We start from the raw sequence: 15,217 nt of genomic DNA on the forward strand, positions 1-15,217 counted from the left end.
ATGAGTTTGCTGAAACAAAAAATAAACAACGTCGTCTATTAAAGTGTAATCAAAAAACAACAATCATCAATTAAAAATCATCAATCATGAAAAAAACAATCGCAATCGCAGTTATCGGAATCACTTTATTTACAAATTCTATTGAAGCTAAACCTACAATTCACTCTTCTGTAAATCCTGAACATGTTGTAAAAATTACAAATAAAGTTGAAGGCTTAAGTCCTTTTTGTAATGCAATTTTAAAAGGAGATATAGGCGCTGTAAAAAGTATGATTTCTTTAGGGGAAGATGTAAATAAAAAATCGTTGGGCATGACACCATCTATTTTTGCAGCTCGTTACAACAAAGCTGAAATTTTAGAAGTGCTTATCGCTAATGGTGCCAATATTAAAATTAAATGTGATAAAGGTATGGATATTAAAAAGTATGCGGAAGCTGCTAATGCAGATGAAGCACTTGTTATTATCGAAGAAAACTGGAAAAACAAGAAGTAAAAAAAATTGAATTAGTACTTAAAAAGCCATCTACAATGTATGTAGATGGCTTTTTTGTTTGTTAAAAACAAATTCTTTTAGTGTTCAAGTAAAAGAGCGAAATTTTTTAAAATTCAAATCCATTTATTGCTCTATAAAAAAAAGCATAGAGTGCCATAGATATCATTATTAAAGAAAATAATGAATAAATTTTTAATAAAACCACAAGATATGCGGGTTTGCAATTTTCGAATGCTTCTAAGTAAACATTTTTGAAATGTAAAAGTGTTCCCATATAGTTTCGTTTAAATTATTAATCAAAGCTATAATGGTTATCTGAACGAGGTAAAAGTTTGGGAGTTGCAAAGTTAGTAAATTATTATATATATTCGATAAATTCTAAATTTATTAGATGAAATACACGTTTGTTAGTTTTGGTATTTTATAATAGCATCTTTAATTTTCTCGATTCTATTCTCTGGATCTGGGTGAGAGCTTTGAAATTCAGGAACTCTATTAGGGCCTCCTGCAGCTTTTAAAATTTCCATCACTTTAATCATCTCATAAGGGTCGTAGCCAGAGTTTATCATAAATAAAACGCCTAAATCATCACTTTCTAATTCATCACCTCTACCATTTTTAAGTAATGTGTTTTGTCCGATACTACCAACAATGCCTCCAGCGTCTGCACCAACCGTTGCACCCATTGATATAGTTTGCCAGAAACTACCATCAGCTATTCTTTCGGCAGAATGTCTACCAATTACATGGCCAATTTCATGGCCTAAAACTCCTGCTAGTTGCGCTTCGTTTAATTGAGAATATAGTGCGTAAGTAATGAAAATTTGCCCACCAGGTAATGCAAATGCATTTATCGTATTTGCGTCTGCTAATAAATGAAACTCGTATTTATATGGAGTGTCTTTAGCAATACTATTATTAATAAGTTTGTTACCCACAGCATCTACAAAAGATTGTAGTTTTTGGTCAGGGTATAAACCGCCGTATTGTTGTGTGATTTCAGGTTTGCTTTGCAGACCAATAGCAATTTCTTGATCAGAACTCATATTTATGTTCTGAACCCTATCTGTATATGGGTTTTTCTCACTATTATTACATCGCTGAATAAAAGCAAAAGCAACAATTGCAAGCCCAATAAAAATTCTGATTTTCCAATTGCCTCTTTTCATGGTTAGTGTGTTTAGAGGTTTCTAATGTACAAAAAGCTTACAATAATTTCGGATTTATGTCTAAAATGTTATCAATGATATAGTTTCTTAAAAAGCCAGAAGTAAAATGTTCACTCCCTAAAAAATCTTCAGTTTTGTAAATGCCTAAAAGGTTTTTGCTTCTAAAAGTTTCTAACATTGGTATTGATATAGGAGCATAGCTGTAATGCCAAGGTTCATATTTGAAACCTCTTCTTTTTGGGTGGTCAGTATACACTAAATGAAATCCGAATTTTTCAGCGTTTTCATCCATCCATTTTTTAAAATTCTCGAAGGGTTGCCCTTCTCCATATTTTGAAGGAACCAGTACATCACCACTTACTTTTTGGTAACCGTCAATTACATCAATGTCAGTACCCCAATGGTGCCTACTTGTACCTGGTATGGTAGAATATTCTATAATTTTTTCAATAGCTTTTAATGGTAACATTCCTCCATCAGTATATTTCTGAAATTTTCTCTCAAAAATAAGCTGTTGTCTATCAAAGCTTCTAAAGCTCGAAACAATTTTAAGATCTACACCGCCAGTATAAGCTGCTTTTCTCATTTCAACAAATGCTTCATGAGCTTCTTTTCTTAAACTATACCCTTTGCCATATAGGTCAATATCAGCTTTACCCATTAGTTCAAGTATGGAGTATTCAATTTCTTGATCTTGGTAATTTGCAAAAAGGGATGGTGTTAACGCAAGAGCTAAACTTGTTGCGCTAGATTTTATAAGGAATGATCTTCTTTTCATTTTATTTAAAACTTTTAAACATTACATAATGTTCACCTACTCCTGGTACTTCAAAAACGGTACCAATTGTCTGGTAGCCTAATTTTTCATAAAAACCTAAGGCACTAACTCTGGCATTCATCCAAATTGTTTTTACTTTTTTTTCTTGCAAAAGTTGCTCTCCAAAAAGTAAAAGTTGCTGTCCAAACCCACGCCCGTGGTAGTCTTCTAAAACAGCCATTCCTCTTAATTGGTATGCGTTTTTTAAATCATACTGCTCATTATTCGCATCAAAAAAAGAAGCTATAGTTATTAATTTATCATCTAAAAAACCACCTAAGTGTATTGTTGTTTCTAAATCATCACCTGGTAAATAACAGGTCGTTATAGGTTTTCCTTTTCTAAGCACAGGAAGCCTGACTTTATAGGTGTCTTCAGTACTAATTAATTGAGGTACTATTCTAGTAACGGTATTTTTAGACATTATAGTATGTAATAAAAATGAAGTTTATTTTTTAATGAGAAAGATACAAATATCCTTGGTGTGTTATATCAATATCAAACAGATTTACAATATAATAATAAACACCATCAGGTAAGCCTTCGCTAGCTGAAATGGTTGCATTATTATTCGATTCTCCTGCAAATAAATTTTTATAATCGTTCTCTTCGTATACTACTCTTCCCCATCTGTTATATATTTGAAGCCTATTATTTGGTGAAAGAGCAATAGCATCAATCACTAAAAAATCATTAATACCATCATTATTAGCAGTAAGTAAAAAATTATCAAGAATAATACTTTCTGTACTTAAGCTTTCTCCAAAGGTAATAATTGAATAATTATTTGGTAAAAAAGTAGCTGAAGTTAATGAGCCAGAAGCAAAATTACCATTAAAACTTGTATTGCCTAAATCTTCCCATAATTGCATTTCTGTATTCCAACCTACAACTCTAAGGTCTTTTACCTCATTTACAATCTCTTCAATATTACTATCTGTATCCCATGTTAATTTTACTTGAGAAAGTACATCGCTATTTAAGTCCCAAAACTCAAAAGCGCTTATTCGTAATAAAATAAGATCTTTATTTTCGGTATTAAAGCTTGTGTTAAATGTAGAAGGTGATTCTGGATTTTCATAAAAATAAGCTGCTTTTGCATCTGAATTTAAAGCATCTGAATTTAATTCTAAAGGTCTAATTTTGAATTCATTTCCAATAGGAAAAACAAAATTTTGCTTATTAGCAATAGCGGCATAACCGTCTATTTTTGAAGCGTTATTTTCGCCTGTATAAAATGCATTATTTATATAATCAAAATTTATGTCTAATAGGTTTCTTGGAGTAACAACATTCCCAATAACAAAATTACTGTTGTTTTTAATACCCACACCTATTTCTAAATAAAGGTGGTTGTCAACTATAATTTCTACATCGTTAAAAATAGGTCTGAATGCGCCTGATATTGTTAAATCGTCATCATTAAAAAAACCAGCTATACCTAAATTGTCATCAAAAGAGCCATTGTTTATTAAATTTTCATGAAAACCAATGGCTCCGCTTTCGTGTATTTTTAAAGCACCAAAATTTTGTGTTTCTTCTTGGGCAAATAAAAGAGTGCAGCCCAAAAATAAGGGGGCAAATACGAGTTTTAAATAGATCGATTTTCTCATGGCTTATAGATCTAAAACGGTGAACATAAATTCAGAATCGTAACGGTCTCTATCAGTACCTCCGTTATCGTTGTCTCCAATAATAACCTCAAAACTTGTTGTTGTTTGACTATTATATGAAATACCAGGATCATCATTACCAACTCCGCCACGGCCTGGTTGTGATAATTGAATAATGTAGTTAGAATCGGAAGTAATACCAGTAGGTAATGTTACTCTGTAATGGCCATTACCTGTAAGTTTTGTAATCGTAATTCCACTTGTTCCTTTTATAATGATACCTGATGAAGAAATTTTAGCAAAGGCTTTAATCGGACTTTCATAAAATATTCCAGCATCAGAACCAGCGCTAATACTATTGTTTGCATCTGCACTAACTGTAGCAGCAGGGGCAGGGTCTACCCAATCGGTGCCTGTTGCTGTAGAGCTTAATACTTGACCACTTGTTCCAGCATCACCATCTTTATCTTCAAAACTACCATCTAAACGCATATTGTTTGCAATATGTAAACTTTCATCAGGGGTATTTATACCAATACCAACATTTTGTGAAGCATCGATTATTAAAGCTTCTGTACCACCAGTACTAATACCGATTTTATCAGCGCCATCACTATATATACCTGTATTGCTATCGCTATTAAACCTATAAGCAGGTCCGTTAGCAGTACCATCAGCATTTGCAAATGATGTAGCTCTGACTTGACCAGATACTTGTAATTTATGAGTAGGGGTTTCAGTTCCAATTCCTAACCTTCTGTTTGCACTGTCCCAAAATAATTCGTCGTTATCTTCTGTTGGTTCTCCTCCAGCACCTGCAAAAAATACAGATCCTGTTGTGCCAGAATGGTTAAGGCTGCTATTATCAACCCAGCTTACGGTTCCTGAATTATCAGTTACTAAAGATTGGTTTGTGTTACCAGGTGTAATTTTAGCAGTAGTTATATTTGCATCGCTAATTTTAGCAGTGGTAACTGCATTATCGTTAAGGTCAATAGTAGTAATAGTGCCATCTGCAATTTTAGCAGTAGTTATGGCATTATCAGCAATTTCTAAACTCACGTTTGTAAATGTTGAATTTGCACCACCTGTTACGTTTATATCACTAGATGTTAAATTACCGCTAGCCAATGCATCTACATAATTTTTTGTAGCAGCATCTTGTGCATTTGTTGGGTCATTTAAATCTGTGATATTAAAATTACCCATTGATAAAGGACCTAACATGGCATCGCCATTTACGTTTACATATCGCGCATCATTAGTAGATATGTCAGTAGTAACTTCTTGCCAACCAGTAGCATCGTCAAATATAAAAGCAACACCGTTTCTATCTGCATTCGGGGCAACTTCTCCTGAAACAATATAGATGTCAGAATCGACTGCTGTAACTGGTAAATTAGCTTCTAAACCTGTGCTTGTACTTGATAGTATAACAGCTACGTTACCATTTGCAGCAGGTACAACGCCATTTACACTTCTTACAATACTAGTAATATCATTAAATCCGCCAGCTTCATTTGTAAACCTAAGTGTGCCTTCTGAACCAGGAATATCACTTAATACTGTTATTGTCTCGTCTATTTCGACACTAGTTCCATTTGTTTCGGTTATTGTAGCTATTCTATTTCCTGCAATTACATCGGTAACTTCAAGAGCGTCTACTTCTAATGCTCCTGTAACTCCATTTTGCGAAAGGCCTGTTCCTGCAACATCTGCATTAATTTTAGCAGCAGTAACGGTATCATCAGTAATACTTAAAACACCGGTATTTGTGATAGTGGCATCACCAGAAATAACAGCTTCTTGAGCTGTATTTGCACCGCTACCAATAAAAATAGATCCGTTGGTTAATGTATTCGTTGCTGCCACTTGAGCATCAACATAGGTTTTTACAGCTTGCTCCGTTGGGAAATCAGTATCAGAGTTATCTATTAAAGTTCCGTCTGTAGATTTGTTTGCAGTATCTTCTTTATCTGTTTGTAATGCTAAAATATCAGCATCATTTAAAACAATATTTGCTTCATTAGCGTCTTCAGCAGCAATAGCTCTTGCTGTTTCTGCGGTAATAGCATCTTCATTTGCTTGTTCGGCCGCCGTTGCTCTTGTCGTTTCAGCAGCAATTTCAGCAGATTCTTCTAAGTCAGATAGGTTAACGCTTATTTCACTTGTTCCTTCAAAAATAGTAAGTAAACTCGATCCGTTTAAAACAGCACCTGTAATATCATCATCTTGTGCAATTGCATTGAATTGATTATCAACATATGTTTTTACGGCTAATTCGGTCGGGAATTTTACATTGGTAGCGTCTGCTAAAGTAATGTCTGTAGATTTGTTTGCAGTGTCTTCTTTATCTGTTTGTAATGCTAAAATATCAGCATCATTTAAAACAATGTTTGCTTCATTAGCGTCTTCAGCAGCAATAGCTCTTGCAGTTTCTGCGGTAATAGCATCTTCATTTGCTTGTTCGGCTGCCGTTGCTCTTGCCGTTTCAGCAGCAATATCAGCAGATTCTTCTAAGTCAGATAGGTTAACGGTAACATCAGTACCGCCTTCACTTATGGTTAAAACGCTAGTACTTGCATTTAACGCAGCACCTGTAATATCATCATCTTGCGCAATTGCACCAACTTGAGTATCAACATATGTTTTTACAGCTTGTTCCGTTGGGAAATCAGTATCAGAGTTATCTATTAAAGTTCCGTCTGTAGATTTGTTTGCAGTGTCTTCTTTATCTGTTTGTAATGCTAAAATATCAGCATCATTTAAAACGATGTTTGCTTCATTAGCGTCTTCAGCAGCAATAGCTCTTGCAGTTTCTGCAGCAATATCAGCAGATTCTTCTAAGTCAGATAAGTTAACGGTAACATCAGTACCGCCTTCACTTATGGTTAAAACGCTAGTGCTTGCATTTAAAGCAGCACCTGTAATATCATCATCTTGTGCAATTGCACCAACTTGAGCATCAACATATGTTTTTACAGCTTGTTCCGTTGGAAAATCAGTATCAGAGTTATCTATTAAAGTTCCGTCTGTAGATTTGTTTGCAGTGTCTTCTTTATCTGTTTGTAATGCTAAAATATCAGCATCATTTAAAACGATGTTTGCTTCATTAGCGTCTTCAGCAGCAATAGCTCTTGCAGTTTCTGCGGTAATAGCATCTTCATTTGCTTGTTCGGCTGCCGTTGCTCTTGCCGTTTCAGCAGCAATATCAGCAGATTCTTCTAAATCAGATAAGTTTACGGGTATTGCAGTTGTACCTTCATTAATGGTTAAAACACTATTTACGGCATTTAATGTAGCACCCGTAATATCATCATCTTGAGCAATTGCAGCAAGCTCTGTATCTACATAATTTTTTGTAGCTGCATCTTGTGGGTTTGCAGGGTCAGCAACTGAGCTGATCGTAAAATTACCCATAGCTAAAGGTCCGACCATAGCATCGCCATTTACATTTACATAACGAGCATCACTAGTCGATAAATCAGTTGTAACTTCTTGCCATCCATTTGGGTCATCATAAATAAAAGCAACTCCATTACGGTCTGCATTCGGAGCAACTTCACCAGAAACAATATAAATATCAGATTCATTTGCAGTTACAGGTCTGTCTGCTTCTATACCTGTTGAGGTACTAGAAAGTATTACGGCAACATTACCGTTTGCAGCAGGAGAAACTCCATTTACACTACGTACAATATTAGATACATCACTAAAAGCACCATTTTCGTTTGTAAAACGTAAAGTAGACTCTGAGCCAGGTACTTCGGTTAAAGAAGTTATTGTTTCTTGAATTTGTACAGTCGTGCCATCAGCTTCTATAACTCTAGCAATTTCATGACCGTTAGTAATCACATTTGTAATATCTAATGCATCTACATCGAGTGCACCTGTCGCTATATTTTGAGTGATACCAATACCAGCAATGTCGGCATTTATTTTTTCGGCATTTACAGCATCATCTTCTATTGTTAAAAGCCCTGTATTTGTAAGTGTGGCATCACCATTAACAACAACCTCTTGTGCGGTATTTGTATTATCACCTATATAAATAGATCCGTTTGCAAGGGTGTTTATTTCACTTACTTGAGTGTCAACATATGTTTTTACGGCTTGCTCTGTGGGGAAATCGGTATCAGAATTATCTATTAAAGTACCGTCGGTAGATTTGTTTGCAGTATCTTCTTTATCTGTTTGTAATGCTAAAATATCAGCATCGTTTAAAATAATATTAGATTCGTTAGCATCTTCAGCCGCTGTTGCTCTTGCCGTTTCTGCGGTTATAGCATCTTCGTTAGCATCTTCAGCCGCTGTTGCTCTTGCCGTTTCTGCAGTAATAGCATCTTCATTTGCTTGTTCAGCTGCGGTAGCTCTTGCTGTTTCTGCGGTTATAGCATCAGTATTTGCTTGTTCAGCTGCCGTTGCTCGTGTGGTTTCTGCCGCAATAGCAGCAGATTCTTCTAAGTCTGATAAATTTACAGTAACAGCAGTTGTACCTTCGTTAATTGTTAAAACACTGGTAGGCGTATCTAAAGTAGCACTCGTAATATCATCATCTTGTGCCACTGAATTTACTTGACTATCAACATATGTTTTTACGGCTTGCTCTGTTGGGAAATCGGTGTCAGAGTTATCTATTAATGTACCATCGGTAGATTTATTTGCGGTATCTTCCTTATTATTCTGCAAGGCTAAAATATCAGCATCGTTTGCAGCTTTTAATTGATCTATAGCTTCTTGTACGGTAATAGCAGGTAAACCAGATATTGAATTATCGTACGGGTTTGTGCTTGCATTTGTATCTATTAATATAGATGAAGCTCCGTTTGAAAAAGAGTATGTACCATCATTATTATTTAATAAGCTTGCCTTATTTATATTAACAGTAGTATTGTCTTCATTACTGTAACTAAAAGTACCATCGTTATTATCAGCGATAGTTGTTACGGTTTGCCCGCCAATAACATCTACACAAAGGCTGTTCCATGCATTACTTCGGTATTGGAATAAACAATTCTCATCTAAATTGTACACTATAGCACCGTTAATAGGTGAAATAGCATTCATTTGAATAGTTGTTAAACGGGTTACAACAAGTACTTTAGAATTACTTTCAAGTTCTAGAATAGAGTTTGCATCAATAGTATTGATGTTGTCTCCGACTTTTACTTGACTATATGATGCGTTGATGGACAACGCAACAATAGCGAGGGGAATTAATATTTTCATAGCTGGTTAATGGTGTTTTTTATATGAAAATAGGAGATAACACCGTTTTAAAGAAATAAAATGTTGTAAAATTCACGATTTTATATGCGAAAGTGTAAGTTATGTACTTACGTTTGTTGTAGGAAAAGTAACTATCGTTAAACAAAAAGCATCGTCAAACGGTTTTTAAGGGCGATATTTTTTTGGGGGAGATACATGAAAAAAGTCCTAAAAAAGAAAATAAATGTTCTTTTTTAGGACTTTAGAAAAAATTGAATAAAGCTCCTTTATGGCTGTGAGAGGTATAAAAAGCCTTGAAATTCGAAACCTAAATCGAACAGCTTTACAATATAAAAGTAAACACCAGCAGGTAACCCTGATTCTTGATTTAAAACAAAATTATCGGTATTAGAAATACCTACAAACTCATTCGTGTAATTTTCTTGTTGAAAAACTAGTAAACCATTACGGTCATACAGTTTTAAATTGTTGTTCGGTGATAGTTCTAACTCTTCAATAACTAAAGCATCATTAATACCGTCGCCGTTAGGTGATAAGTAAAAATTATCAATTAACATTCTATCTTGTGGTACCAATAAACTTCCGATAGTTAAAATCTCATAATCATCGGGTGTAAATGTATCAGAGGTAATAATGCCAGCAGTAAGGGCATCGCCGCTTACAGCAGTGTTTCCTAAAATATCCCAAACACTAGTTTGCTTGTTCCAACCCACTACAAGTAGGTTTTCTATTTTTTCGGTAAGTGCTGCAATATCACTTTGTGCATTCCATGAAATGGTTATGGTAGATGGTACACTGCCTTCTAACCTCCAAAACTCTTTCGTATTTACAAGATCTAACTGACGGTCTGTTTGCTCTGTAGAAAAAGAGGTTGTAAAAGACTCTGGTGTATTTGGGTTCTCGAAAAAGTATGCACACTTAGCAATTAGGTTTATGCTTTCAGAATTTAAAATTAAAGGGCGCAATTGAAATTCATCTCCGATAGGGAAAGAATATACTTGCTGATCGGTTACCAATGCATAGCCATCTACTTTTGAGGTTTCACTCTCGCCAATATAAAAAGCATCTGCTAGTTGTGCGAAATAAATATCTTCTAAAGATTTATCTGTAATAATATCACCAAAAACAAAATTTGTAGCATTTTCAACGCTAACCGATGTATTTAATATAACACCATATCTAGCATTAATTTCAAAATCATAAAAAACAGGTGTGGTACTGCCTTGTACACTTAAAAATCCATTGCCATAAAAACCAGCTAAACCTAAGTTTTGATCAAAAGGTGCATTGTTTATAAAATTGGTATGAAACCCAATACTGGCATTATCGTGTATTTGCATATTGCCTGCATGGTGCAATGCCGTTTGCGCATTTGCCCAAACACCAACCAATAAACTTACTATGTAAATATAGTTTTTCATTTTTTTTAATTGATTTGTTGCCAAGCTGTACCGTCACTTTGAAGTTGGGTAATGCCTGCAGGTAAAGGACTAGTTGTTGCACTAGAGCTATCTTCACCAAAACTATTTATGTAGGTTGTTATTGTAGCAGTTGCAGTTGTTGGTGTTTTAATTATATAAATTCTTCCAGTTGCTCCGTTTGCTGCTGGTAAAGTTATATTGTGATTACCATCAATTATTATAGTATGATGTGCTGCAGTAAGTGTTAAATCACCTGTAGTTTTTATTATTGCGGTTGAAAAGGAACCTTTAACCTGTAATGTAGAATTTGGATTTGTATTACCAGTTGCTGTAAAATCGCCAATACCAATGTTTTGGTTATTACCTATTCGAATTGCTTCTGTACCTCCGGTAGAAACACCAATTTGATTTTGATACGGGAAATAAAAACCAGAATCAGAATTAGTGTCATTAGAGAATCTATAAGAAGGTTCTCCTGCATTTCCATCAGAATTAAGTATACCTTGTGATCTTATAGCGCCAGCAACGTGTAGTTTATTTGAAGGTAAGTTTGTAGTTGTATTAAACAATGCTCCGATACCAATGTTACCTGTTCCGTTATATACTAGATCGAAACCATTTAAATCATATGTTCTATTCTCACCACTCGTTTGAGTAAGGTTTGTATTTGATAAGTTTTCAGTAGCAAAATCTTTCCAAGTAGCATTTCCAGAACCATCAGTAGTTAATACTTGATCAGCATTACCAATATTGTTTGTTATTGTAAAAGCACCAATAGTTAAAGTTCCAGTTGTCGAAACATTTGCATCAAAAGTTGGTACTATTTTAGAACCTGCAATTGCAGCAGAAACATTTACATCACCGTTAACAATTGTTCCGTCTGCAATTTTATCAGATGTAATTGCATTGTCAGCAATTTTATCAGTAGATACATCTCCATCTTCAATAGAAAAAACCGTACCTGTTAAAGTTAAAGCCTCACCGGCAGTATATTCTGTATTAGCATCTGTAGGTAAAGCGGTCCAAGCCGTTGCACCGGCAACAGTAGTTAAAACTTGACCATCTGTTCCACTAGGAGCAATTTTAACTTCGGTAACATTTGCATCTGCAATTTTAGCAGATGTAATTGCATTGTCAGCAATTTTATCAGTAGATACATCTCCATCTTCAATAGAAAAAACCGTACCTGTTAAAGTTAAAGCCTCACCGGCAGTATATTCTGTATTAGCATCTGTAGGTAAAGCGGTCCAAGCCGTTGCACCGGCAACAGTAGTTAAAACTTGACCATCTGTTCCACTAGGAGCAATTTTAACTTCGGTAACATTTGCATCTGCAATTTTATCAGATGTAATTGCATTGTCAGCAATTTTATCAGTAGATACATCTCCATCTTCAATAGAAAAAACCGTACCTGTTAAAGTTAAAGCCTCACCGGCAGTATATTCTGTATTAGCATCTGTAGGTAAAGCGGTCCAAGCCGTTGCACCGGCAACAGTAGTTAAAACTTGACCATCTGTTCCACTAGGAGCAATTTTAACTTCGGTAACATTTGCATCTGCAATTTTAGCAGATGTAATTGCATTGTCAGCAATTTTATCAGTAGATACATCTCCATCTTCAATAGAAAAAACCGTACCTGTTAAAGTTAAAGCCTCACCGGCAGTATATTCTGTATTAGCATCTGTAGGTAAAGCGGTCCAAGCCGTTGCACCGGCAACAGTAGTTAAAACTTGACCATCTGTTCCACTAGGAGCAATTTTAACTTCGGTAACATTTGCATCTGCAATTTTAGCAGATGTAATTGCATTGTCAGCAATTTTATCAGTAGATACATCTCCATCTTCAATAGAAAAAACCGTACCTGTTAAAGTTAAAGCCTCACCGGCAGTATATTCTGTATTAGCATCTGTAGGTAAAGCGGTCCAAGCCGTTGCACCACCAACAGTAGTCAAAACTTCACCGTCATTCGTGCTAGGTTCAATTTTAGCTGGTGTGATACCTTCATCTTTTACTTGTAATTGTAATAAGGCGTTAATTTCAACAGTGTCATCGTCTACAAAATCAGTTGCACTAAGCCAAGTAGGAGCTCCTGAAGGCCCTACAGCCAAAAAGCTACCTACGTTAGCAGGTGCATCGGCAATCTTATCTAATGTTACAGCATCATCAGCAATTTTTGTATTTGTAACCGCATTATCTGCTAATTCATTATCTGTAATACCGGCAGTACTAACCGCTAATGTTAACGGGTCCGTAGTAGTTTCTGTTCCAGAAAGGGTTAATGTTGTATTACCAGGTGTTACACCAGTAACCTCATTACCAATAACACCATCTGTTTCTGTAATAGCTACAGAGCCTTGGTCAATTAGTTCCCAAGCCAAAGAAGTGTTATTATAACGTAGTATTTGATTATCATCAGTACCAGCAGCTAATTTTTCAGGAGTAATTGTGTTATCGGCAATATCATTAGTACTAATAGCACCATCTAAAATTTTATCGGTATTAATAGCATCATCAGCGATAGTTAATACCCCAGCGTTATCTAAAGTAGCATCACCACTTACTAATACTTGTTGTGCTACATCACCAATATCACCAACTAAAATAGTACCATCTGTTAAAGTATTTGTACTACCAACAGCAGCATCTACATAGGCTTTAGTAGCAGCATCTTGATTATTAATTGGGTCAGCAACATTTATAAGTTTGCTTGTTGTGCCTAAATCTACATCAGCTGCAGCAGGAGCAAAACCACTTAGTGGTATGTTTGCTTTGTCTAGTTTAGCCTCAGTAACATTTGCGTCTAAAATTTTACTAGTAGTAATACCATCAACAGCAACACTTAACGTAACTTCTCTTAAAAGAGCAACATCTGTTTCAGCACCTGTTACAGATATAGAACCATCTGAATTTAAAGGTCTACCGCTAACCGTTGTAACATCTAACGGGGCCCATGAAACAAGGCCACCAGCAGTGGTCTGTAGTACTGTACTTGCACCTCCAGGTTCAATTTTACGAGGTGTAATTGCTTCATCAGCAATTTTAACACCACGTACGGCACCATCAGCAAGCTTGCTATTAGTAATAGCATCGTTTGCAATGTGTATCGCAGCAACAACACTAGGTTGTATGTTACTCCCGTTTATGGTCGAAACTTCAAAATTGTAAATGTTTTCATCATCAGGGTCTTGCGTTATTGATATGGTATTGCTGTTGTTTGGGTTACTAACAGCATCGCTCGTAAAGGTTAGTTTACTACCAAAAGCTTCGCAAATATTAATCCACACCCCATTACTATCAAAATAATGCAGACATTCTTCTTCTGTATTATAAATCATTGCACCTTCAATTGGCGAAATTGCCTCCATTTGTAGTGTCGTCATTCTCGGAATTACAAAGGCACCCGTAGTGCTTTCTAACTCTAAAACAGATGATGCATCTATGGTTTGTGGGTTGGTACCAATTTTAACTTGTGCCGTAACAGCCAAAGTACTGGTAATTGATAAAATGAGGGTAACTATAAAATTTCTATAGAATGTTCGCATAAGTTTAAAAACTTATTAGGGGTTTATAAATGACTAAAGTACTATTTGCAAGAGAAACTACCTCTTTTATAAGTTAAAATGCAATTGCATTAGTTAAGTTGATGCATTACTGCACTTTAACTACATTAAAAACAGATTTGTTTACTGTTTATTGTAGTTAAAAATGTAGGTTTTTTCCGTCAAAAGGAGCTTCGTTTTGTTTGAAAATTCGAGCATCAAAAGGGCCTTTTAAGGTGTGTTTTTCATCTTGCACGCGAATGTAGCTTCCTTCTCGTAAACCAACAACAGGTGTGGTGTTAAAAAAGTGAAATTCTTTAATTCTAGTAGCTCTAGTTTCTCCGTTATGTTTACTTGTTGGGTCAGGATCTAAATAATGTGCATTAATGTTATAATTAACCAACCCTAGAGTATCAAAACTAGGTGGGTAAACAATAGGCATATCATTTGTGTTTTGCATGTTTACACCTGCAATATTGCTACCTGCGCTAGTGCCTAGATATGGGGTACCTGCTTCAACCTTATCTTTTAAAAGGTGCATTAAACCTTGTTCATGCAATTGTTTTACCAATAAAAAAGTATTACCGCCACCAGTAAAAATACCTTCAGCATCTTCAATACCTTTAGCAAGCGAGGTATAGTTGTGTAAGCCAATTACACTTTTATTTATAGTAGTAAATGCTTTTGCAACAATAGCTGTATACGCATCATGTGTAATGCCACCTGGCCTAGCAAAGGGTATAAATGTTATTGTATGCTGATTTTTATAAAAATCTTTTAACTCGTCTAATAAATAAGCGAGGTAGTTTTCGCCAAATAAAGTAGAGGTGCTGGCAAGTATTAAATTTTTCAAATCGTTTTTTTTAAATGCAAATTAACAAAAGTTTAATGGTGCATATCTTTTTTTTAAAGGCAAGTTGCGTTTTCTTTATACG

10 protein-coding genes are annotated in these 15,217 nt (G+C 35.2%); 1 reads left to right on the forward strand and 9 read right to left on the reverse strand.

Features of this window, described 5'->3' with window-relative positions; genetic code table 11:
- Window positions 1-86 precede the first annotated feature (86 nt).
- Entirely contained in the window at window positions 87-494 is a 408-nt protein-coding gene (locus tag H0I23_RS01130; protein ID WP_216784642.1) for an ankyrin repeat domain-containing protein, read from the forward strand.
- Window positions 495-600: 106 nt separating this feature from the next.
- On the opposite strand, the gene H0I23_RS16845 is transcribed toward H0I23_RS01130, so the two are convergent.
- From H0I23_RS16845 to pepE, 9 genes are all read right to left on the reverse strand, one after another.
- On the reverse strand, window positions 601-768 hold the full coding sequence (locus H0I23_RS16845; protein WP_371736648.1) for a DUF6747 family protein: 168 nt from the start codon (window positions 766-768) through the stop codon (window positions 601-603).
- Window positions 769-901: 133 nt separating this feature from the next.
- The gene (locus tag H0I23_RS01135; RefSeq protein WP_216784643.1) at window positions 902-1,663 is read right to left on the reverse strand and encodes a M48 family metalloprotease; all 762 of its coding nucleotides are present in this window, start codon (window positions 1,661-1,663) and stop codon (window positions 902-904) included.
- A gap of 37 nt (window positions 1,664-1,700) precedes the next feature.
- Window positions 1,701-2,441, reverse strand: a complete 741-nt coding sequence (locus H0I23_RS01140) for a M15 family metallopeptidase (RefSeq protein WP_216784644.1) — start codon at window positions 2,439-2,441, stop codon at window positions 1,701-1,703.
- 1 nt (window position 2,442) lies between these two features.
- Entirely contained in the window at window positions 2,443-2,904 is a 462-nt protein-coding gene (locus tag H0I23_RS01145; RefSeq protein ID WP_216784645.1) for a GNAT family N-acetyltransferase, read from the reverse strand.
- Between the two features lie 31 nt (window positions 2,905-2,935).
- Complete coding sequence (locus tag H0I23_RS01150; RefSeq protein ID WP_216784646.1) at window positions 2,936-4,093, reverse strand: gliding motility-associated C-terminal domain-containing protein; 1,158 nt, start codon at window positions 4,091-4,093, stop codon at window positions 2,936-2,938.
- 3 nt (window positions 4,094-4,096) lie between these two features.
- Window positions 4,097-9,322 carry a hypothetical protein gene (locus H0I23_RS01155; protein ID WP_216784647.1) on the reverse strand — a complete coding sequence of 1,742 codons (5,226 nt, stop codon included), beginning with the start codon at window positions 9,320-9,322 and terminating at the stop codon, window positions 4,097-4,099.
- A 266-nt stretch (window positions 9,323-9,588) separates the two neighbouring features.
- The gene (locus tag H0I23_RS01160; protein ID WP_216784648.1) at window positions 9,589-10,743 is read right to left on the reverse strand and encodes a gliding motility-associated C-terminal domain-containing protein; all 1,155 of its coding nucleotides are present in this window, start codon (window positions 10,741-10,743) and stop codon (window positions 9,589-9,591) included.
- Between the two features lie 5 nt (window positions 10,744-10,748).
- On the reverse strand, window positions 10,749-14,285 hold the full coding sequence (locus tag H0I23_RS01165; RefSeq protein ID WP_216784649.1) for a hypothetical protein: 3,537 nt from the start codon (window positions 14,283-14,285) through the stop codon (window positions 10,749-10,751).
- 157 nt (window positions 14,286-14,442) lie between these two features.
- A complete protein-coding gene (gene pepE / locus H0I23_RS01170; RefSeq protein WP_216784650.1) occupies window positions 14,443-15,135 on the reverse strand; it encodes a dipeptidase PepE in 693 nt (230 codons plus the stop codon).
- Between the last annotated feature and the right edge of the window lie 82 nt (window positions 15,136-15,217).

It is taken from the genome of Cellulophaga sp. HaHaR_3_176 (assembly GCF_019021925.1).
GTDB lineage: Bacteria > Bacteroidota > Bacteroidia > Flavobacteriales > Flavobacteriaceae > Cellulophaga.